The organism is Methylobacterium mesophilicum (genome assembly GCF_022179445.1).
GTDB lineage: Bacteria > Pseudomonadota > Alphaproteobacteria > Rhizobiales > Beijerinckiaceae > Methylobacterium > Methylobacterium mesophilicum.
In genome coordinates this window covers 19,720-38,891 of the sequence record NZ_BPQU01000039.1, presented here as the reverse complement: position 1 = coordinate 38,891, position 19,172 = coordinate 19,720, and the positions used below count along the sequence as shown (strand labels likewise).

21 protein-coding genes and 1 tRNA gene are annotated in these 19,172 nt (G+C 66.4%); 5 read left to right on the top strand and 17 right to left on the bottom strand.

What is annotated here, in order from left to right:
- Nucleotides 1-67: 67 nt before the first annotated feature.
- From MFF40_RS25085 to MFF40_RS25075, 3 genes are all read right to left on the bottom strand, one after another.
- A protein-coding gene (locus MFF40_RS25085) for an IS630 family transposase (protein ID WP_238262704.1) occupies nt 68-1,011 on the bottom strand; the annotation gives its coding sequence in 2 pieces (ribosomal slippage) (nt 68-675 and nt 675-1,011; 945 coding nt in all).
- Nucleotides 1,012-1,183: 172 nt separating this feature from the next.
- A protein-coding gene (locus MFF40_RS25080; RefSeq protein ID WP_238262701.1) for an IS630 family transposase occupies nt 1,184-2,145 on the bottom strand; the annotation gives its coding sequence in 2 pieces (ribosomal slippage) (nt 1,184-1,806 and nt 1,806-2,145; 963 coding nt in all).
- Between the two features lie 880 nt (nt 2,146-3,025).
- The gene (locus MFF40_RS25075; protein ID WP_238262699.1) at nt 3,026-3,580 is read right to left on the bottom strand and encodes a Ros/MucR family transcriptional regulator; all 555 of its coding nucleotides are present in this window, start codon (nt 3,578-3,580) and stop codon (nt 3,026-3,028) included.
- Between the two features lie 427 nt (nt 3,581-4,007).
- On the opposite strand from MFF40_RS25075, the gene MFF40_RS25070 reads away from it, so the two are divergent.
- Entirely contained in the window at nt 4,008-4,145 is a 138-nt protein-coding gene (locus MFF40_RS25070) for a hypothetical protein (RefSeq protein WP_238262697.1), read from the top strand.
- Nucleotides 4,146-4,229: 84 nt separating this feature from the next.
- On the opposite strand, the gene MFF40_RS25065 is transcribed toward MFF40_RS25070, so the two are convergent.
- Genes MFF40_RS25065 through MFF40_RS25055 form a run of 3 tightly spaced genes read right to left on the bottom strand, consistent with a single transcriptional unit; the run spans nt 4,230 to nt 6,544 of the window.
- Nucleotides 4,230-5,597, bottom strand: coding sequence for an ATP-binding protein (locus MFF40_RS25065; protein WP_238262695.1), 1,368 nt, complete (start codon nt 5,595-5,597; stop codon nt 4,230-4,232).
- Nucleotides 5,594-6,256 carry a response regulator transcription factor gene (locus MFF40_RS25060; RefSeq protein WP_238262693.1) on the bottom strand — a complete coding sequence of 221 codons (663 nt, stop codon included), beginning with the start codon at nt 6,254-6,256 and terminating at the stop codon, nt 5,594-5,596. Before MFF40_RS25060 ends, MFF40_RS25065 begins: the two co-directional genes overlap by 4 nt.
- A 15-nt stretch (nt 6,257-6,271) precedes the next feature.
- Entirely contained in the window at nt 6,272-6,544 is a 273-nt protein-coding gene (locus MFF40_RS25055) for a PepSY domain-containing protein (RefSeq protein WP_238262691.1), read from the bottom strand.
- Nucleotides 6,545-6,748: 204 nt separating this feature from the next.
- Here MFF40_RS25055 and MFF40_RS25050 point away from each other — a divergent pair, with 204 nt between their 5' ends.
- A complete protein-coding gene (locus tag MFF40_RS25050; RefSeq protein ID WP_238262690.1) occupies nt 6,749-7,333 on the top strand; it encodes a thermonuclease family protein in 585 nt (194 codons plus the stop codon).
- A 409-nt stretch (nt 7,334-7,742) separates the two neighbouring features.
- Here MFF40_RS25050 and MFF40_RS25045 read toward each other — a convergent pair whose 3' ends face one another.
- Together MFF40_RS25045 and MFF40_RS25040 are read right to left on the bottom strand one after the other, a co-directional pair.
- Nucleotides 7,743-8,099, bottom strand: coding sequence for a hypothetical protein (locus MFF40_RS25045; RefSeq protein WP_238262688.1), 357 nt, complete (start codon nt 8,097-8,099; stop codon nt 7,743-7,745).
- Between the two features lie 167 nt (nt 8,100-8,266).
- Entirely contained in the window at nt 8,267-8,965 is a 699-nt protein-coding gene (locus MFF40_RS25040) for a thermonuclease family protein (protein WP_238262685.1), read from the bottom strand.
- A 558-nt stretch (nt 8,966-9,523) separates the two neighbouring features.
- Here MFF40_RS25040 and MFF40_RS25035 point away from each other — a divergent pair.
- On the top strand, nt 9,524-9,712 hold the full coding sequence (locus MFF40_RS25035; RefSeq protein ID WP_238262683.1) for a hypothetical protein: 189 nt from the start codon (nt 9,524-9,526) through the stop codon (nt 9,710-9,712).
- Nucleotides 9,713-9,818: 106 nt separating this feature from the next.
- Here the strand turns inward: MFF40_RS25035 and MFF40_RS25030 are convergent, their stop codons facing one another.
- The 4 genes from MFF40_RS25030 to MFF40_RS29105 form a co-directional block, all read right to left on the bottom strand.
- A complete protein-coding gene (locus MFF40_RS25030) occupies nt 9,819-10,103 on the bottom strand; it encodes a hypothetical protein (protein WP_238262681.1) in 285 nt (94 codons plus the stop codon).
- A gap of 81 nt (nt 10,104-10,184) precedes the next feature.
- On the bottom strand, nt 10,185-10,349 hold the full coding sequence (locus tag MFF40_RS25025; RefSeq protein ID WP_147907892.1) for a Flp family type IVb pilin: 165 nt from the start codon (nt 10,347-10,349) through the stop codon (nt 10,185-10,187).
- Between the two features lie 789 nt (nt 10,350-11,138).
- Entirely contained in the window at nt 11,139-11,741 is a 603-nt protein-coding gene (locus MFF40_RS25020) for a hypothetical protein (protein WP_238262679.1), read from the bottom strand.
- 313 nt (nt 11,742-12,054) lie between these two features.
- Nucleotides 12,055-12,609, bottom strand: a complete 555-nt coding sequence (locus MFF40_RS29105; RefSeq protein WP_378996378.1) for a YARHG domain-containing protein — start codon at nt 12,607-12,609, stop codon at nt 12,055-12,057.
- A 406-nt stretch (nt 12,610-13,015) separates the two neighbouring features.
- Here MFF40_RS29105 and MFF40_RS25005 point away from each other — a divergent pair, with 406 nt between their 5' ends.
- Complete coding sequence (locus tag MFF40_RS25005) at nt 13,016-13,237, top strand: hypothetical protein (RefSeq protein ID WP_238262677.1); 222 nt, start codon at nt 13,016-13,018, stop codon at nt 13,235-13,237.
- Nucleotides 13,238-13,696: 459 nt separating this feature from the next.
- Here the strand turns inward: MFF40_RS25005 and MFF40_RS25000 are convergent, their stop codons facing one another.
- The 5 genes from MFF40_RS25000 to MFF40_RS24980 form a co-directional block, all read right to left on the bottom strand.
- Nucleotides 13,697-13,879, bottom strand: a complete 183-nt coding sequence (locus MFF40_RS25000; protein WP_238262675.1) for a hypothetical protein — start codon at nt 13,877-13,879, stop codon at nt 13,697-13,699.
- 91 nt (nt 13,880-13,970) lie between these two features.
- Nucleotides 13,971-14,165 (bottom strand): hypothetical protein, encoded by a 195-nt coding sequence (locus MFF40_RS24995; RefSeq protein ID WP_238262673.1) that lies wholly within the window; start codon nt 14,163-14,165, stop codon nt 13,971-13,973.
- A 1,002-nt stretch (nt 14,166-15,167) separates the two neighbouring features.
- On the bottom strand, nt 15,168-15,827 hold the full coding sequence (locus MFF40_RS24990; RefSeq protein ID WP_238262671.1) for a carboxymuconolactone decarboxylase family protein: 660 nt from the start codon (nt 15,825-15,827) through the stop codon (nt 15,168-15,170).
- A 191-nt stretch (nt 15,828-16,018) separates the two neighbouring features.
- Nucleotides 16,019-16,405: a hypothetical protein gene (locus MFF40_RS24985; protein ID WP_238262669.1), complete on the bottom strand. Its 387-nt coding sequence runs from the start codon at nt 16,403-16,405 to the stop codon at nt 16,019-16,021.
- Nucleotides 16,406-16,710: 305 nt separating this feature from the next.
- Nucleotides 16,711-16,787, bottom strand: a tRNA-Arg gene (locus MFF40_RS24980).
- Nucleotides 16,788-16,999: 212 nt separating this feature from the next.
- Here MFF40_RS24980 and MFF40_RS24975 point away from each other — a divergent pair.
- Nucleotides 17,000-19,171: an FUSC family protein gene (locus MFF40_RS24975; RefSeq protein WP_238262667.1), complete on the top strand. Its 2,172-nt coding sequence runs from the start codon at nt 17,000-17,002 to the stop codon at nt 19,169-19,171.
- Nucleotide 19,172 lies beyond the last annotated feature (1 nt).

The following is a 19,172-nucleotide window of genomic DNA, read 5'->3' as shown; positions in this document are numbered from 1 at the left end:
CCACTCAACGCTGCAAACGGCTAACCCGTCGCAACGCGGCCGGGCACGGCTCTAGAGCGTTTTCGGTTTAATCAGGATCGTACCCTGCGGCGATGAAGAAGTTGGCGCACTCGTCAGGGGTGATGGTGTCGATGAGCCGCCCGATGGTGGCCCACAACCCCTCGACGGTGCGCTCGGCGGCCTTGCGCAGCAACGCCTTGAGCTTGGAGAAGGCCATCTCGATCGGGTTGAAGTCCGGCGAGTAGGGCGGGAGAAACAGCAGCCGCGCGCCCGCCGCTTCGATGGCGGCTCGCACTGCAGGGCCCTTGTGGCTGCCGAGGTTGTCCATCACGACGATGTCGCCGGGGGTGAGTTCGGGCACGAGCACGTGTTCGACGTAAGCGTGGAAAGCGGCACGGTTGATCGGCCCGTCGAGCACGAACGGCGCACCGAGCCCGGACAGGCGCAAGCCCGCCACGAAGGTGGTTGTCTTCCAGTGGCCGTGCGGCACGCCCGAGCGCAGCCGCTCGCCGCGCGGTGAGCGCCCGCGGGTGCGGGCCATGTTGGTCGCGGTCCAGGTCTCGTCGAGGAACACGAGGCGGGCGGGATCGAGGTCGGGCTGGCCTTCGAACCAAGCCTCGCGGGCCGCCTTCACGTCCGGGCGGTCCTGCTCCGAGGCGTGGGCGGTCTTTTTTTGTACGTCAGGCCGCGCGCGTCGAGGAAGCTCCACAGGGTGCTCAGCCCGACCGTGAGATCGTGCTCCTCCCGCAGGCGGATCCGCATCTCCTCCAGGGTGATGTCGTCCCTCTCAGCAATCAGGTCGCGCAGGAACCCCTCGTGCGGATCGAGCTTGGAGCGGCGGGCCCGTCCCTGCGGGCGGGCCGCCACGGTTCCGGTCGTGGTGAGGGCCATCATCCAGCGGACCGCCGTCGCAGCCCCCACCCCAAAGCGCTTGGCTGCCTGCCGGCGGGAGGTCGCGCTGGCCGCGTCGATCACGCGCTCACGCAGATCCTGGCTGTAGGGTCGCCCCATGACATGCTCCTCATTGCGAGCGCGCAATGAATCAGCTCGCCTGTACCGCGTGAACCCCCACGGTCCGATTCAGCTCAAACCGAAAACGCTCTAGTATAAGCATCGGCGGCAAGCCGGCCACATCGGCGTTAAATTTATCCTGTGTGCCTTGCGGCATTAGAGCTGTTCCCGGTCAGGTAGCGACGGCCAAGTCGTTCTCGTAGCCGGCTGCGGCGAGGTAATTGCGGCACTCCTGCGGGGTGAAGCACGAGAATGCCTGACGGATCGCTGCCCAGAGATCCGGGATCGTGCGAGCGGCCGCGCTGCGCAACAGCGCCTTCAACTTTGCGAAAGCCTGTTCGATCGGGTTGAAATCAGGGCTGTAGGACGGAAGGTAGAGCAGCCGCGCTCCTGCGGCCTCGATCGCCTCACGCACGCCGGCGACCTTGTGGGCTGGCAGGTTATCCATGACGACGATGTCGCCGGGCTGCAGCACCGGGACCAAAGTCTCGGTGACATAGCTGCAAAAGCGCTTGCCGTTCGTGGGGCCGTCCAACAGCGCGGTCGCGCACAGCCCGCACGTGCGCAGTGCGGCGGTGATGGTCGTTGTTTTATAATGGCCAAACGGAGCTGCGAGCCGGCAGCGCTCGCCGCGCGGGGCCCAGCCAGAGCGCCGCGCCATGTTGGTGGCAGCCGACGTCTCATCTAGGAACACCAGCCGGTCCGGATCGAGCTCGGGCTGCGCCTCAAACCACGCCTCGCGCGCCGCTTTTACGTCTTCACGCTCCTGCTCAGCTGCGTACGTCGCCCCCTTTTCCAGGTGATCGCGTGCCGCTGGAAGAAGCGCGACAAGCCGCTCGTGCTGGTCTGGACGCCCTGCTCAGCCAGTCGGTCGCGCAACTCGCGCAGGAAGAGACGCGGCTCCTGCTTGGAAGTTGCCAGGATCAGCGCGGCATGCGCCTCAATGCGCTTCGAGGTGTGATCGCCGCCCATCGGCTTGGGCGCGACATGGCCCTCTTGGTGCGAGCGCGGCGACCAGCGGCTGGCGCTCGACACGCTGACCCCGAAACGAGCTGCCGCTCGGTGGCACGAGGCACCTGACGCCACGGCGGCCACGACACGCTCGCGTAAGTCGACGGACAGAGGTGAAGGCATCGGCAGGCTCCTCCACCTCGCAACGCGCCACCCGCTAACCCGTCGCCATCAGCCCGGGACCGGCTCTAGCTCGCAGCACAGGGGCGGTCAGATAAGTGGACCGGCGCACTCCCTGGATCATCGGCTCGGGAAGCGATGTCCAAACGGCACGGACTTCGACACATGACCGGCCCCCGAGATACGGGGCTTACCGTGCCCAGCGCCCGAGACGCCGTTTCCACCGCTCGCCAGGTGCGAGGTTCGGCTCTGGCTTAATCTTGAGGGAGCGAAGCGCTGGCGAGGGAGCCGCCGCAGCGTAATCTTCCACTGGCAGCGGCACAGCGGCTACCGAGAGCGGGTAAGCAGGTGCAGCGTCAGCCAGATCTTCGAATGACGCGCACGGGGCGGGGGCGGTCTTGCGAGGCCGGCCGCGCGGGCGCTTCATGCGGATCTCATCAGCGACCGGCATCAGCTCGACCTCGATCTCGACCGCCTCGGATACGATGAGGCTAGGCAGGACGCGACGCTGCTCTGGGACTGGTGCTGGCGGTTCGGAAGAGACGATCGTGCTGAACCACGGCGAGGTGACTGCTGGCGGGGCCGAGCGCCGAGGGATGACGGTCCCATGTCGACGATCAGTAGACTTGATCTCGACGGTGAACGAGCGCCGTGAATCTCTGCGTATATGGGTCCGAAATTGTCATGCCGATCCAAGTCGGCTGTAGCGGCCAGGCTGACCATACGACGCTTAACGAAGCGATACGGTCACTCATGGAGGCGGCGGCGGATGAGATAGCTCGTTGAGTGCAGCTTGGATTGGAGCGTGGGCAGCATTCGCTCGCCGCCCACGTCCTGGATCTGCCTACAGTCTGGATCGATAGGCTGTCCGCGCCGAACACTCTCACTCGGCCGCGACGGCCGATGAAGCCTTCTTGCGGCCCTTGGTGGGCTTCGCTGCCGGCTCCGCAGCCTTCTTCGATCGGCCAGCCTTCTTCGGCGTCTCGGCGATGGTCTCGTCGGTCTGGGCGGTCTTTGCCGCCGCCTTCCGCCGCTGCTGACCCAGCCCGAGACTCTTGGCGAGCGCCGAGCGCTGCGCTGAATAGCTCGCGGCCGTCGAGGGATAATCCCTCGGCAGACCGAAGCGCTCGCGGTATTGCTCGATCGTCATGCCGTTGCCGCTGAGGTGCCGCTTCAGCGTCTTGTATGGCTTGCCGTCAAGGAAGCTTACCAGCGCGTCGTCTCTTACGGACTTGCGGATCTGTGCAGGCGTAGGCTTCTCGACCGCGGACGTTTCCGGGGCGCCACCCTGGCCGAGCCCGGACAGAGCGGAGTAGACCCCGGAAAGCAGGGCCGGCAGTTCGGCGACCGGAACGCTGTTGTTCGACACGTATGCCGCCACGATATCGGCGCTCAGTTCGATATGGTTATTCTGCGGGGTGGGTGTGTTCTCGGACACGTTGTGATCCTTTCATGCTCATCCACACAAACGATCCGAACCGAATTGAGAGTCAAGAGATCGGGACGCCATATCTGATCCAAGTCCCGCTTTATTCAGGCATTTTCCCAATTGGATCGCCAGAGATCGTTTTTCCCATTCCTGGGCTTGTTCATTCTGCTACGCCTAACGCTGAGGTTATTTTAACCTTGGCGATTTGCAGTTACTCGGTAGGCGCCACAGCTAGCGGCAGCGTCAGGTCGTTTATCAGCCACGCTGCTCCAACTTTACGCCGGTCGGGTTCTCCCACGACATCAGGAAGTACACTGAGCTGACCTTCGTCGGCGCGCGCAAACTTCGCCTGATCTGCGTTTTTCTTTCGAATGCTCGCTGATGCTAAAATCATTCGCAATTATTTCTTAGCCGTCGGCAGCAAGGAACCAAGCAAATGACCAAGTTACTCCGGATCATCGACACCAAGCTCAACAAGATTTTCCTCACCAAGATCAGCCAGCGCGAGGCTCACAAGCGGGTTGATCTTCTGAACAGATGCGGGATCGTCCGCTACAAGGCCCGGGCGATCTGATCGGAGGGCCTCCGGGCCCTCTCCATCTCCGGGGGAGGGTAGCCAAGGTGATGTTAGTTCGGCAGCGACGAACGCGCACGGCATTCAGATCTGACTGGGTCTGAGACCGTCGCTCGAGTCACGCCATCTCAGCTCGATTAGCAAACCACCCATCTCTGATTGATTGAAGCGCATCCTCACGCCCGCGGCTTCAGAGATATCGCGGGCAATGGCGATACCAAAGCCCGTACCCGGGCGGCTTTCGTCCCAGCGTTGGCCGCGACCGATGCCGGAGATCGCGGCTTCGCTCATGCCAGGGCCGTCGTCCTCGATCGTGAGCTGCAGGCCCCCACCATCTACTGCCCCAGCCACTCGGACGCGGCGGTGCGCCCATTTACGAGCATTGTCGAGCAGGTTGCCCAGCACCTCCATCAGCTCGCCCTCTTCGCCCGGATAGGCGAGCCCCTCTGGCACGGCGATGTCCCAAGCGAGCGAATCACCCTCTGGCAGCCGGCGCATGGTCGCAATCAGGCGCTCGGCCACCGGGGCGACCCGGCAAGTCCGGCGCCGCAGGTCGCCGGCCGCAGCGATCCGCGCTCGGGCGAGCGCGCGCTCGACCTGGCCCGCCATCGCCCAGGCCTGCTCGGCGATCTCCTCTGACAAGCCGGCATTGGTCGGCCCGGTCCGGCGCGCCAAGGCGTCCAGCACGGCAAGCGGCGTCTTGAGGCCGTGGGCCATGTCGGCGGCCGCGGCCCGGGCTCGGATCAGGGCGCGCTCCTGAGCGTCGAGCAGCCGGTTGAGGTCGGCTATCAGCGGCAGAACCTCGTCGGGGAAATGATCCGGCAACCGCGTCCGGGTCCCGGCATGGACCGCGCCGAGATCCTGCTGCAGCACGCGGAACGGCGCCAGCGCCCGGTGCACGAACAGCCACAGGGCGAGGGTGAGCACCCCAAACAGGGCCGCCAGCCCAGGGACCAGCAGGCGCAGGAATGTGGCCCGGCTCGCCGCCAGGTCGCGCCGGTCCTCCGCCACGACCACCCGCAAGCCGGTCTCGGCACCGCGCGGGCCGATCTCCAGGGGGCGGACGATGGCGATCAGCCGGCCGCCATCCGGCCCGGTGGCCTCCACGGTCGCTGGGGCGTCGCCGGTAGTGGGTCCCAGGTCCAGGCGCTTGTCCCAGAGCGAGCGCGAGCGCAGGACCTGGCTCCCAGCCTCAACTTGCCAGTACAGTCCGCCATAAGGCGTGGCGAAGCGCGGGTCCGGCGGCTCCCGGGAGACGATCGGGCTCCCATCTGCGGCGAGGTTGACCCGGCCGGCGATGAGCTTGGCGGTCCAGTCGAGCTCGTCGGCGGTGCGGACGTCGAGCACCCGGTCGAGGATCACCGTTAGGCCGACGCCGGCTAGCAGCAGGGCGAGCCCGATCAGCCCCGCCGCCGCCAGCCCCAGCCGCAGTTGCAGGGAGTCGCGCCTCACGATGCGTCCGGGATGCGGTAGCCCTGGCCGCGGCGGGTCTCGATTACCCCGGACCCGAGCTTGCGACGCAGGCGGGTCAGAAGCGCTTCGAGTGCGTTGGTCTCGCGCTCGGTGCCGACGCCGTGGAGGTGGTCCAGGAGCTCGCCTGCCGGGACGACCTGTCCCTGCCGGTGCAGCAGGAAGGCCAGGAGCCGGTATTCGAGGGCGGTCAGTTCGGTCGGTCGGCCCGCGACACTCACCGCTCGAGTGCGGGTGTCGAGTTCTACGTCTCCGGCCCGGAGCACTGGCGAGGCGTGGCCGGCCGTGCGCCGGAGGATCGCCCGTAGGCGTGCGTTCAGCTCCTCCATGCGGAACGGCTTGACCAGATAGTCGTCGGCGCCGGCATCAATGCCCTCGACCCGTTCGCGCCAGCCATCCCGGGCCGTGAGGATCAGCACGGGCAGCGCCACCTCGGCCGCCCGCAGCCGCCGCAGCACGCCGAGCCCGTCGAGGCGCGGCAGGCCGAGATCGAGCACCATCGCATCGTAGGGCTCGGTCTCGGCGCGGAACCACGCCGCCTCGCCGTCCGCGACCACGTCGACCACGTAGCCGGCATGCTCGAGCCCGTGCTTCACGTCCGCGGCGATGCGCGGTTCGTCCTCGACCACTAGGACGCGCACGGCCTGCTCCCGCGCTCAATCATCGTCGTCTTCGTCCAGGATCTTGAGCGAGCCAGCATCGACCTTCACGGAGCGGCGCTTTCCGTCGGTGCCGAGGATGCGCAGCTTGTACAGCCACTGCCCATCGTCGCGCTTGAGATCGACCGCCACCACGTCTCCCGGCACCGCCTCGCGGGCGGCGCGCAGGATCTCGTCGAGCGGGCGGATCTCGCCCTTCTCTAGGGCGCGACGGGCGCGATCGGCATCCTCGGAGGCGTGCGCCGGCCAGGCCGCGCAAGCGAACAGCATAAGCGCGGCGCGTCGGGACGGGGGCTGGATCATACGGGCTCGGGCTCGGCCATGACGGGGAGAGGTGGGGTCCGGTCGCCCGAAATTATCCCGTGACCGCACAGGCATAGCTCGGGTTGCCTGACGGCAGGCTGACAAGGGCCGTCAGGGTTGCAAGGCGGCACTCCGACAGAAGGGGGCCAGACCTCTTCCGGAGACGACCCCATGTCCCTGATCCTCGGTGCCCTCCTCGCCTGCGCCGCCGGCCTCGCCGGTATCATCCTGTGCCCCGATGAGACCGGCCGCCGCTCGCAGCTGCCTTTGCTGGCGGCGTTACTCGCGGGCGGGCTCGCATGGCATGCCCCCGCCCAAGCAGGCGAGACTCTACGCGGCCCAGCCAGGGTGCTCGACGGCGAGACCGTTGTGGTCGGCGTCAGCCGCATCAGCCTCTATGGCATCGTGGCGCCGGATGCCGACCAAACCTGCTCGGACACGCAGGATCGACCCTATGCATGCGGTCGAACGGTGGCCCGAGCGCTCAAGGACCATATCGGCGGCGCTGTCATCGCCTGCGAAACACGCAGCGGTACGGCCGGGGGTGCGGTCGAAGCGATTTGCCGGGTCGGTGACGAGGATCTTGGCGCCTGGATGGTCGGGCGTGGCTACGCCGTGCCAGATCGGACCCATGGGCTGGACTACACGAAGGCCGCCGAGCGGGCGTGGGGGCAGCATCTGGGTCTGTGGTCCGGGGTGTTCCAGGACCCAGCTGAGAGGCGGATCAGACCGGTCGATGTCGTCCCTGCCACATAACCCTCGTCGCCTGACGTAGTGCACTACGAGTGTTCCTGTTGCGCTGCAGCACTACAATTGCCTCTGGCGCCCGTCTCAACAGCTGGCGCCATCAGAGCCTCGGGCACCGCGGTGACACCTTTGTCCGAGGCTGAAAGCCCGCCCGATCTGTCATCGTGGCGGGCTTTCCTATGTCCGCAGCACTGATACGGTCGCCTTGTCGCCTGGCGCAACGCACCAGGAGGCCCCTTACCTTCGCCCGCCCGGCTTACCCTGCGGCGAGCTTTCTTTTGGTTCGGGGCGCTGTAGGATCCTTTCGGACCCGACCTCCTCCTCACCAGAATGGTCCGGCCTGGATCAGCCCGCCCGGTTCGCCGGCGCGGGCTTTTTCACGGCCGGTCACTCTTGGCCGCGCGCTGAAGGCTTTCGATCAGCAGCTCAGCTTCCGGCCTTCCGCCATTCCAACCTTCCGGTAGTGCTCCAGCCCGGACTTGATCGCTCGCCCAATGACCGCGCGGCGCACGTCCGGATTGCAGCGCAGATACTCCGCCTCGTTGAAAGCGTAGTCGCCACGACCGCTTCGCGAGCCTCGGTCATTGTCCCGATCGTAATCGCGGCGATCACGGTCGCCGTAGCCTCGATCGCCATAGCCGCGATCTCCGTAGCCCCGGTCGCGGGAGCCATAGTCACCGCGATCGTAGTCGCGCCCACCATAGGGTTGTGCAAAGGCCGGAGCTACGCCGCTCAGCAGCGCCAGACCCAAGACAGTCGCTGAAATCACCTTCATTCGGTTCTCCTCCCCGTTGCGAGGCAAGAACGCTTTTCGGCGAACGGTGGTTCGATGACGCTGTCGCATGCGGGATTGCCCTCAACGTGGCCCGCCCCATGAGCAGACCGCGGTGGGGCTGAGAGGCCGAGTGCGGAGGTGCAATCTGGTAGTCGGGCGATGCCCACTCAGCTGCGCGCCGCTCGCCAGCCCGCCGCCTTCGCCTCGTCCTCGCTGCAGAACATCCGCTCGCCGGATCCGGTATTGATCGCGGTGCGCTCGTAGTCCCGGGTCCCGGGCAGGTGATAGATCTTGTCGCCCTTCCGCGAGATGTTGCCCTTGATCGCACAGGCGGCCTGCGCTGGCGCCGGCGCGGCTGCCGGGGGCTTCTCCATCTCCGGCCTGGTCTCGACACCGCTGGCACGCTTGGCGCGCCGCCAGTCCGACGGCGGGTCGAAGGTTCCAGCCCAGAGCCCGCGCTTCGCAGCTCGCGCAGTCGCCTCGGCTGGGACGTAGTCGCGGGAATACCGCTGGTAGGCTGTGGCGAGGCCCTGCTGCACCATCCAGGCGTTCAAGTCCTCGGTGCCCTTCCGGCACACCGCGACGGTGCGCCCGTAGCGATCCGTGTCCCGCGGCTCGCAGGAGATCGGTGCCTCACCGATCCGGTCGGCCAGCGCCAGAGCCGCCCGCTGGCCGCAGCGATAGTCCTTGCCCGCCGCGTCCTGGCAGAGCTGGGCGCTCTCCGGCGCGTCGATGCCGAACAGGCGGATGCGGGTACCGTGGATCACCACGGTGTCGCCGTCCGTGACAAAGGCGCGACCGGCGATTGGCTCGGCGGCCAGAGTGGGGACGCTGAGCAGCAGTAGGGCGACGAGGGTGTGACGCATCCCGAAGCGATAGCCCAACTACAGCTTCCGGCAATCGGACAGCGTCGAATCGTCCACCTTAAGTTGGAGCTGAGCGGTTACGAATGCTGATCCGGGGCCTGCACGATCCTATGCCCACCTGACACAGATCCATGGCCGGTGCGGCGCCGTGGCTGGGTTCGCTACGCTGGCGTCTGGGGTATGGCCGACGTGATTTCAGACTCCCCCGAGTTCGAGGTCACAACCTTCGCCCCGCCGGCAGCCGCCGCGCGGGGCTTTTCTTTGCCCGCCGCGCGTCTACCATCTGGACGGATCCGGCCCGCCACCCCTCGGGCATGGTCAGGGGAAAGCCCGCCCGGGGTCCACCGGCGCGGGCTTTCTCATGCTGCGATCCCGGCGCGGGACGCCGCGGCCGACCTCCTGGCACGCCCCGATAACCGCCTGGCCTCATCGTGTTGCTCGAGCCGCGTTGCGTATCGGCTCACTGAGGTGAGGCAATCGAGACCCATGCCGCCGCATAGCAAGCTGCTAGCTCCCACCGCTCGCGGCGAAAAAGCTGGCCGGCTTGCAGCGAGCGAGATGATCAAGACGCTAAGCCCGGAGACAGGCAGCGTTGAGGGCGTCGTGCGCCGGCTCGAGCAGGTCGGGATCATCGTGGCCCAGGGGCATCAGGAAGCCGGCATGCGAACTGCTGAAGTCCGGGCATGGCACATCGGCTTCGAAGCGGGGATGCGCCTCGAACTCGGAGATTACATGCGCCGCTTTTGATCGGCCGATTTCCGCCCCGGGCCGTGAGCAGATCGGGGCGGGGCCGAGCGTCCGGACCCATGGCCCGGTGACGTGGAAAGGAGCAGGGTTCAGCTGAGGACCTGAATCACTCAGCAGTCGGTGGCGGAGACGCAGGGCCGTAGCGTTCCGCCAATTCAGCTCGCCCAGCGTCGGTGATTTGATACTCGATGCTGCCTAAGGCCATGTCGGTTCGTCCGGTCGCGTCGATCAGCTGGATCACTTCCAGCCGCCGCAGGTAGGCGGTCACTTTGTAGAAGCGCGGCCCGTCCGCGGACAGCAGGCGGAGCTGGTACAAGCTCATGGGCGGAAGCTTGTGCATCGGCCCCTGAATGCCTGCGAATTGCCAGCCGACGGCACGGCTGGCGAACAAGCTGAACTGCCCCCTTGGAGCGTCGTTCCCTGACGGCACTCGGTTAGGGTCGAGAGAGCGGACCTATCCGCGGGACTCGGCTCAATTCAGGTTGCCGGCAATGGCGCTGAACTTCGCGCCGAGCCGCGAACCCACGAGCCTAAGCGAGCCGATGATGACGACGGCGATCAGGGCGGCGATCATGCCGTACTCGATAGCGGTGGCGCCGGTCTCGTCGCGGGCGAACCGCTGCAGCAGCCGAGGCATCACGGGGATCCTGCGCCGGTCAGGGCTCACAACCCCGTGATACCGATGGCGCGTTTACGGCTTGTGAAGAACCGCTACTTGGTCCCCACCAATCCGCTTATGAGTGCGCTTCACCATCACCGACGAAGAAGGCGACGGATTTTCGTGGCCTGGGCGACCGAAGCGCCTGATAGCGATGGCGTTCTCCGAAGCGATCCACAGCCCTCCACCGGCATGAAGAGAGCCCAAGCCTCGTCCCGCTGAACCGCGCGGCAGGATCTGGCATGTTCCGCCTTCGTTCCAGAATGGAGGCGATGGCGTTGGGGTCTCTACGGGATGTTTTGCCGGGCCGGGTCTACGTGGACTGCTCGTCCTGCAAGCGGTCTGGTCGGTACTCGGTCGCCAGCCTCCGAGAGCGGTTCGGCCCGGACACATCGACCGTCGATGTGCTGCGTCACCTCACGGCCTCGTGCCGCTACCAGCGCCCGCCCGGTTCGCCGCCGGCCCGTAAGTACGAGCACTTGTGCCTGGCCGCGATCACGTTGCCACCGCCCGCGCGCCCGACCACACCAGTCCCGCCGGGCGTGCCCTTCACCATCGAGGTCTGGAAGGAGGCGGGCGGCTGCGTCGAGGTGCAGCTCGCGGTGATCTACCCCATCGCCATGGCACGGGTTGCATTCGAGGCAGCCTGCGAGCTGTGGCCGAAGCACGAGGTCACGCTTCGGGACCGGTGCAGGATCGTGGCACGGCGAGAGCGGCCGGAAGCGTCTGACGTCGAGCAGCGTAGCGGGGCGCAGATGCAGAGGCGGACTAGTCCACAGCCCAGCACACCTCGCGGTCGCCCAAATCCCTGATCGCACCCCTCAGGAAAGCGCTGCCGGTCCAGACGATCTCCTCGGCTTTGCAGCGATCGTTCGAGATATAGCGGGCGGCAATCAGCCGGCTGTCGACCTGGTACTTCATATCGAGCAACGACTGATCCTCACCCCCAAGAGGGGAGTTGAACATTCGACCCGTTTGTACGTCGACAACCGGCACGAACACGCATCCGGCTCCGCAGCCGATCGGCACGAGGGCGAGGTGACCAGCGAAGTTAGGACCAGCTTTCGCTCCGGCCATAATGCGGGTCCGGTACGTGGCGTGCTGACGGTCCCGCCCTCGGAAATCAGGGAAGCTGAGGGGACCTCGGTAGGGAGCAACGGCATAGGCCGCGAAGTCTGGGGCCCTCGGCTTGGCCGTCACTGTAGGGGCAGCGGGGGCCGTCAGAGCTGTTGGCGTTGAGACATCATCGAAGCACAGAAGGCGGAGCAGCGAGTCCTTCACATCCCGGCACGCTGTGATGTCCGCGGTGCTCTGAGCCTGCGCCTCACCGGCAGCGGCGAGGACGGCGAGGACGGCGAGGGCTGTGCGCATGGCGGCAGGATAGCTGAGCAACTGCCTCTGGCAACTTTGTGGGTAGCGGCCGGCAGTCAGAGCGGCTCGTCGTCCGATTCGCTTGAGATAGGAAGGCTCTCCATCTCTTCGTCGACACGCTCGTCCAAGAGGTCCAAATCCATTTGGCCATAATCAGGCAGCAAGGGATCCTCTTCTACCTCAAACTCCTCAGGATGAAGCTCGATGTTAAAGGTCTGTTCTAATGCCTCAAGAACTTTTTTATCGAGTAGGTGCGATAATTTGTAGGCATTCAGATTGCCATGCCTGATGCAATACGCATTGTTTGATCGAGTTATGGCGCACACCTTAGTTGACGCTCCGTCGCCCGGATTTGAGCCACCTGCTCTCGCTGACGCGTCGACAGCGGCACATCGGCCTCATCGTCGAACTGGCACCCCGCGTTGCCGAACGCTTGAATGGCCTGCGGGGTGCGGAAGCAGTAGCCGGCGGCCTTGAAGATCGTGTTCCGCTCGGACCACAGCTCCTCGCACGATGACGAGGCAGACCCGCTCGGCGCGCTGCGGCTACTCGCGGCCGTGCGGCAGCAGCCGACGTATTTAGCGCTCACCCATCCGGTCTGGCCGGAAGGCAGCTGGATGTTCACCCAGCCGCCTTGGCGGCCGAGTTCGGTGAAGAGAGTGTCCGGTCCTAGTCTAGCGACGCGCACGCCGTCGCTGCCGCTTGGCAAGCTGCGCAGCGCCAGGAAATTATCGCCGTAGGGATCGAGGCCGACAGGGTAGCTGAAGCGCTCCTGTTGCACCTGGGCCAACGCTGAAACGCTGCCGATACAGAGTGACATGAGCGCAGCCCCGACAACGCGAGCAACGATCTTAGACACGGCGTCCATCCCAGCGCCTCCGATTGGGGCTTAGCCGTAATGTGACACGCTGCCCCGCGCAGTCCACTATGTTCCTCAAACGAAGTGGCCATTCCTCCGGCATGACGTAGACCGGCGAAATGCCGACCGCCTCCTACCTCTCCCGTTGCACGCTCGCCGCCGAGCTCATGATCAGCGAGCGGCGTTGACGAACTCGTTCGCAGCGGTCTTGCGCTGCCCGGGATGACGTGATGCTTTTCGCGGGCAGGTAGCTGCAGCCCTCCTTCGCCAGGACGGCGGTAGTGATCGAATCCGGCTGGAAAGGGCCTGAGAAATAGTGACGGACTGATCGGGACTACCCTCCGGACCCATCAAAACCCAGGCCGGACCGATCTCGTGTAAGCTCTGTCTTGCCGCAAACCCAAGGTAGGCCACGATGGATGACGATCAGGACCGGGTCGTTGACCCAAACGGACCGCCGCCTTGGATTCACCTGCTCTCGCCGCAGCAACGCGACTGGCGGGCAAGGCAGCACATGATGGGCCGCAATCCCGACTCATACATTCTGGAACAGTTGGATGATGCCGGCGCTTGGCCGCCGAGAACCAAGCATCGCACCCGTCGCAAGCCTGCGGCCCCCGGCCGTTCTGTTGGATGAAGATGACGCTGGCGGCTTCAAGGGCGGTCACTTCAGGAAGGCGACGACGACACCCGCAAAAAGCCCGGCTGCTAAAACCATGAGCTGAGGATGCTCATAGCCGATGCCGTTGAGGATATTCACGGCTCCCGCCGACAGGACCGCGACACCCAGGATTATCGCGACCCGGATGACTTCACTTCAGATAGCCCTTCGCCTTCAGGTGCTCGGTGAGGAGCGTCAGTTCATGCTCTCAGCATCCGACACTCTCGCGCGCCAGCCTCATTGCTCTCAGGCGCGCTGTCCGCTCCTCAACGACCTGACGCTTCTCCTCGATTTCAACCCAGACCTCCGTGGGGTTCGTCTCGCGCGTCTCAGCCTTCAGGTGCAGACTTGTGTGATCGTTGGAGCGTATAATCGGGAAGTGAGACATTGGCCCTCCGCGATGATTGGGAGTGGTTGAGATGCAAGCACTGTGTGTCAGAGCTTCTTCAGCTCGCCCGCGGACCCATCCCGTTCCAAACGTGCAGCCTTCAGCCGAGCCGTGTTCTGATCCGCATCGCTGATACCCGGCGCGACGGAGGTTTTGTCGCCAGGATGATCTTGTATCTTGGCGAACGCGGCCTCGGCCTGCTTCCGCTCTTTGCTATGATTTTCAGGCAAACTGGATTCCTTAGTTTGCGCCCTCAGGATCCTCGCGGTGCCGCACGTAGCCCTGACCGGTGAGCCAATCTGTGAGCGCGTAGCGGTCAGTCTACCACAGGCGCAGCAGGTACCCACCTGCCAGCACGACGACGATGAGGGTCACGGCCGAGATCCCGATTTTCTTTGCCGCCTCGGACCTCTGAAAAACGCCGCGCCGGCGGTTCCGGGGCCGAAAGGCTACGATCTTCGGATCCGACAGGTGCTGGGTCAGGCTGTCGGGCAGCCTGCGCTTCGATCGTCCCATGCACATGTTCGCTTTCCTACGGCCGCCGTATCGCATGGAGAACTTGCGTCAGGTGCCCCACGACGTCGTCACCCTTCGTCGCAGCCGGGCCAGCCTGGGGAGCTACCTCAGCTGGCTCGGCACGCTTGGCCACTTCCATTAGCACGTGCTCCACGGAAGGCGGCCACGGGGCGCCGTTGTCTTGGAGCATTCTGGCGGCCCGGACGAGCATGATGAACTGCTCTGGCGGGATCGTCGTGCCCGCCTCGTTCTGTTCGAGGATGCGGTTAGCGATTGCCGTCGCGAGCCTGGCGACCTCGACCAGCTTGTCGGGCTCAGCGTGGGAGCCCGTCACTTCAGGTAGCCCTTCGCTTTCAGATGCTCGGAAAATGAGGCCATCAAAGCGTGTCCCATATCCAAGCCGCCCCCATCATGGCTCCTCCCCCGCACAGCAGGACGATCACGAGGTAACGATGAAAGCGGTCGGAGAGGTCAGCGGGCATGACGGGGGCTGGCCTGCCCGCCTCGCCCAAGCCGGCTACGCGCTTGCGCCCTCGCTGACCGAGCGTGTGATGGGCACAGGATTCCGATTCGCATTCGACCGGGCCGATCCAGGACCACGGAACCATGGGGCGCTGCCGGAACCGATCCCACAAGGAACGAGCGCTGACGGCGGCTGGCGGGCACGCAAGGGTGTACCGTCGGCGGGGACGATGAGTGCTGGGCTTGTTTGGGCCGGTGTCGTCGCCGCCGTTTTGCTTGGCGTCTCCCTGAGTACGCGGAAGGCCCGATAGCGGATTGTATCCTCGTCTGCTCGGGCGGCGATCCGTGAACCGTCAACCGCGCCGAGCGTCGATCTTGGAACGATGTCGCCCCGCGACTGTGGAGGACGTGCGGGCAAACCTGGCGTTCGACTACGAACCAGGCGCTCCGACATGCGTTGCGGCGCGCGCGGGCAGATGTCCGCCGCGCCGAAGATCCAGCGGGTCCCGACAACAATCCGCCAAGACCGCCTGCCGCTCGCTACCGTTCGCCCGGCTTAAACGGGGGGTCCTTGCCTGGCGGCACGCCTTCCTTAGCTATGCTCAGTAGCATGGCCACCGTCACGTAGGTGCCGGTGAGTGTCGTCAGGTCCACTACGCCTTGCTCGCCCAGCACCTGCTTGGCACGATCAAAGGTTTCGTCCGAGACTACATGCTGCGTGGAAAGCTCCATGCAGAAGTCGTACACGGCCGCCTCGTCGGGCTTCATGCCCTCCGGCCGCTTGTTCGCTTTGAGATCCGCCGCCACCTGCTCGGAGAGGCCCGCTTTGATCGCCAGCGGGTAATGGGCGTACCATTCGACCTGCGAGCGCCAGAGTCGTCCCTGGATCAGGATCGCGAACTCATTCAGTCGCGTCGGCACGGAGGTGTGCCAGCGCAGGTAGTCGAGCAAGTCGTACATCCGCTGAGCCATCTCGGGGCTTCGGATCATCGGGTTGTACGGGCCGGCAAGTCCGACGCTCGATACCTTCATGATCTTCTCGCCAACCGGACGCTGAGCAGGCGTAAGCTGCTCGAGGGTTAGCTGCGAGAACCGCGGTGGGTGGTCGGATGCTCCCCAGGAAGTCTGGGCAAACAGCCAGCCGCCTGAGGCCGCGACGACAGCCAGCGCCACGGTCTGGCCGGTTTTGAGCACGCCCATCGAAGTTCCTCCAAACGCGCGGACTCGTCTCAGCGAGCCGTCGTGCTCCAGCATAGTCCGCCAAGCGTCAGAGAAGATCCAGCAGATCCCTTTTGATCCTGAGGTCTGTTGTTATGATGGCTATAACCTTCGCGTTTTTTGACACTGTCGTGCCGGTCGGGCGGCGGTGAAGTATGGGCGGCGGCGTACGGTCAGATCCGATGCCTGCTGCACACCCGCTCGACGGCATTACCGCTATCCTCAGGCCGCGTGTTGAAGGCGATCGGAACTGTCGGCGCAGTCTCCCGAGCTACGTTGATGAGGACTTCGAATACCGCCAGGTGCCGTGGCCAGGAACGCACGCCGGCGCCGATCACGAGACAGTCATAGGAGCCGGAAGTGAGCATCTGCCGCAGGATCGGGCCGGCTTGATCGTCCGGTTGTATGAAGCACTGCTCAGCCGTCCAGCCGCGGTCGCGCATATCCTTAAGCGCCACCTCGATCCCATGGTGGATCTTCTCGGCATTTAGTCCGGGCGGGAGAGCTGGGTCCGAGAAATCGACCGAGTCAGGCTCATAGCCCACCATCAGAACACGCATCAGACTCTCCGGCTTCGGACACCGGACTGTGCCGGTCGTTCCGCCAGCTAGCGGTGACGACGGCGGCTGCAAGGCATAACGCTCAGGTTTGGGACATGTGGTCGGCCGCTCGTAGAGGCTCACGCTGAGGCGTACAGACATGCCTTTCGTGTTGCATCCGTGTTGCGTGGAGCACCCGCAAGCGCCTCGGCTCAAGTTGTAAGCCTTTGTAAAACAACGACCCGTGTTGCTACGTGTTGCGCGCTTAGGCTGCAGGATACCGGCCAAGAAAACCCGCCAAGTCATTGACTGGGCGGGTGAATTTCTGGCGACCCCGGTTGGGCTCGAACCAACGACCTGCCGCTTAGAAGGCGGCTGCTCTATCCAGCTGAGCTACGGAGTCTGAGGTGCCAGCGGCTCCAGAAGCCACGGGCTTGGCCGAGGGTCAAGCGTCTGCGGCCGGTCCGGGACGCCCCGAGGGGGGAGCCGGTCGGCGTGGCAGCGCGCGCGTTCCCTCGCCCCGGCGCGGCAGGGCAGGGTTGCGGCGCGGGGCGGATCCGGACAGGTCGGGGCGCGGTTCATGCCGGGGCCCAGCGCCCGCACAGGAGTCCGAGCTTGTCGCGCCCGAGTCCCTCCGCATCGCCCCCCGGGCGCGCCCGGCGCCGCCGGAGTGCCGGCCGGGGCAGCCTCGGCCGGCCCGGGGCGGATCTGCGGCGCCTGCCCACCGGCCTGGACCTGCGCAACGTCCGGCTTGTCGAGGGCGTGCGCGCGGCCTTCGCGTTCGGCGTCGTGATCCTGATCAACATCTGGGTGCAGTGGCCGCCGCTGCTCACCATGGCGCTTGCCGCCAACCTCGCGTGTTTCTGCGACAATGGCGGTCCGATGCGGGCGCGCCTGCGCGTGCTGACCGCGTTCTCGCTGCTCGGCGGCCTGCTCTGGGCGGGCCTCGGCCTGCTGCAGCCCCTGGGGCTGCTGGTGGTGGTGCCGATCTCCTGCGCGCTGATCTTCGCGTGCTCCTACGTCCGGGTCTGGAGCGTGCAGGCGCAATCGGCCGGGAACGTGCTGGTGGTCGTCCTGTGCATCGCCCTCGACCGGCCGCTGACCCTGGAGCAGGCCGGGATCGTGGCGCTGATGTTCGCGGCCGGCGGGCTCTGGGCGACGCTGCTCGCCCTGGTGATCTGGCGCCTTCACCCGTACCGGCCGGCGCACCGGGCGGTGGCCGAGGTCTGGCACGGCCTGGCGCGGCTCTGCGGCGACCTCGAGCGGCTCGTCGCCCTGCCCGATCCCGACGCGGACGCGTTCGACGGACATGCACGCGGCCACCGGCGGGGCGTGCGCGCGAGCATCGAGGCCGCCCGCACCATGATCCTCGACCTCGCCCGCTCCCGGGAGCGCGTCTCCGAGCGCACCGCCCAGGCGCTGCTGCGCCTGGAGAGCGCCGAGCAGATCTTCTCGGCGCTGATCGCCGTGGCGGAGCTGATCGACAGCCGCCCCGATGCCCGCCGCCGGGCCCTGGCCAAGACCTTCCTCCGGCGCCTGCGCCCGCTCCTGGTCACCATCGCCCGGGCGATCCGCGACGATGCCAGCCTCGATCTCGCCCGGCTGGAGCGCTCCATCGCCCGGGCGGCCGAGGACCTGTCGGAGGATCCGACCCTGGCGCGGCTGGCAGACCGGATCGTCGGGCGCGTCCGGATGGGCGCCAAGCTGTCGACCCCGGAGGGCTATCGGCCCGGCGGCACCCTCACGGACGGCCGCAGCCTCGACCGCTGGACCCGCTATTGGGAGCCGCTGCGGCAGAACTTCACCCCGGCCTCGCCGAACCTCCGGCACGCCCTGCGGGCCACCGCGGTCGCGGCGCCGGCGCTGGCCGCGACCCTGACCTATGCCGGCGCGTTCACGCACTGGCTGGTGATGACCGTGGTGCTGACCATGCAGCCGTTCTACGCCGCGACCTGGCAGCGGGCGCTGGAGCGGATCGGCGGCACGGTGCTCGGCGGCCTCGCGGGGGCGGTGCTGGCCTACTACGCCACAACCCCGCTGGTGGAGGCCGGGCTGATCCTCGTGCTCAGCGTCGTCGGGTTCGCGGCGCGCCAGATCTCCTACGGCTTCTTCGTCACCTGCCTGACCCCGCTGGTGGTGCTGCTGGTCGAATTGCTGGAGCCCGGCCACAGCTCCTGGGAGATCGTCGGCATGCGCGCCGGCTTCACCGTGCTGGGCGGGCTGATCGCGGTGGCGAGCTGCCTCCTGCTCTGGCCGATCTGGGAGCCGGACCAAGTCCGCCAGGAGTTGCGGCGGGCGCTGAAGGCCCATGCCGGCTTCGCCGAGGCGGTGCTGCTCAGCCTCCCCGGCGAGGCCCGCGACGCCGTCGTGCCCGCCCGGGCCCGCACGGCCGGCCTCGCCCTCAACGACCTGGAGGCCGCCCTGTCCCGGGCCCTGCAGCAACCCCGGGCCGGCAGCCATCCGGAGGTCGAGGCCGCCATGGTGGCGGATGCGACCCTGCGCCGGATCAGCGCCCGGCTGTCTGTGCTGCGCCACGCGCCCGAGGCCGGCGCCCCCGAGGCGGGGGCCTGGCGGGCCTGGATCGCCGCCACACTGGCGGCGCTCGGCGACGACCGGCCGCTGCCCGAGCGGCCGGTCCTCGATCGGGGGCAATCGCTCGCCCGCCTCGTGAGCCAGGTCGATCTCCTGAGCGGTACCCTGCGGCCGGGCGAGTTGCGGGCGATCGATGGCGTGGGGCCGGAAGCCGGCGTCGGCGCGCGGGACGAGCGGGCCGTCCCGGTACGCTGAC

Excerpts from the sequence above, each read along its gene's own strand:
- MFF40_RS25070 (WP_238262697.1), top strand. The coding sequence starts at position 4,008 with ATGACCAAGTTACTCCGGATCATCGACACCAAGCTCAACAAGATTTTC.
- MFF40_RS25055 (WP_238262691.1), bottom strand. The coding sequence starts at position 6,544 with ATGCTGTTCGCTTGCGCGGCCTGGCCGGCGCACGCCTCCGAGGATGCC.
- MFF40_RS25050 (WP_238262690.1), top strand. The coding sequence starts at position 6,749 with ATGTCCCTGATCCTCGGTGCCCTCCTCGCCTGCGCCGCCGGCCTCGCC.
- MFF40_RS25045 (WP_238262688.1), bottom strand. The coding sequence starts at position 8,099 with ATGAAGGTGATTTCAGCGACTGTCTTGGGTCTGGCGCTGCTGAGCGGC.
- MFF40_RS25040 (WP_238262685.1), bottom strand. The coding sequence starts at position 8,965 with ATGCGTCACACCCTCGTCGCCCTACTGCTGCTCAGCGTCCCCACTCTG.
- MFF40_RS25035 (WP_238262683.1), top strand. The coding sequence starts at position 9,524 with ATGATCAAGACGCTAAGCCCGGAGACAGGCAGCGTTGAGGGCGTCGTG.
- MFF40_RS25025 (WP_147907892.1), bottom strand. The coding sequence starts at position 10,349 with ATGCCTCGGCTGCTGCAGCGGTTCGCCCGCGACGAGACCGGCGCCACC.
- MFF40_RS25020 (WP_238262679.1), bottom strand. The coding sequence starts at position 11,741 with ATGCGCACAGCCCTCGCCGTCCTCGCCGTCCTCGCCGCTGCCGGTGAG.
- MFF40_RS29105 (WP_378996378.1), bottom strand. The coding sequence starts at position 12,609 with ATGGACGCCGTGTCTAAGATCGTTGCTCGCGTTGTCGGGGCTGCGCTC.
- MFF40_RS25005 (WP_238262677.1), top strand. The coding sequence starts at position 13,016 with ATGGATGACGATCAGGACCGGGTCGTTGACCCAAACGGACCGCCGCCT.
- MFF40_RS24995 (WP_238262673.1), bottom strand. The coding sequence starts at position 14,165 with ATGGGACGATCGAAGCGCAGGCTGCCCGACAGCCTGACCCAGCACCTG.
- MFF40_RS24990 (WP_238262671.1), bottom strand. The coding sequence starts at position 15,827 with ATGGGCGTGCTCAAAACCGGCCAGACCGTGGCGCTGGCTGTCGTCGCG.
- MFF40_RS24985 (WP_238262669.1), bottom strand. The coding sequence starts at position 16,405 with ATGCGTGTTCTGATGGTGGGCTATGAGCCTGACTCGGTCGATTTCTCG.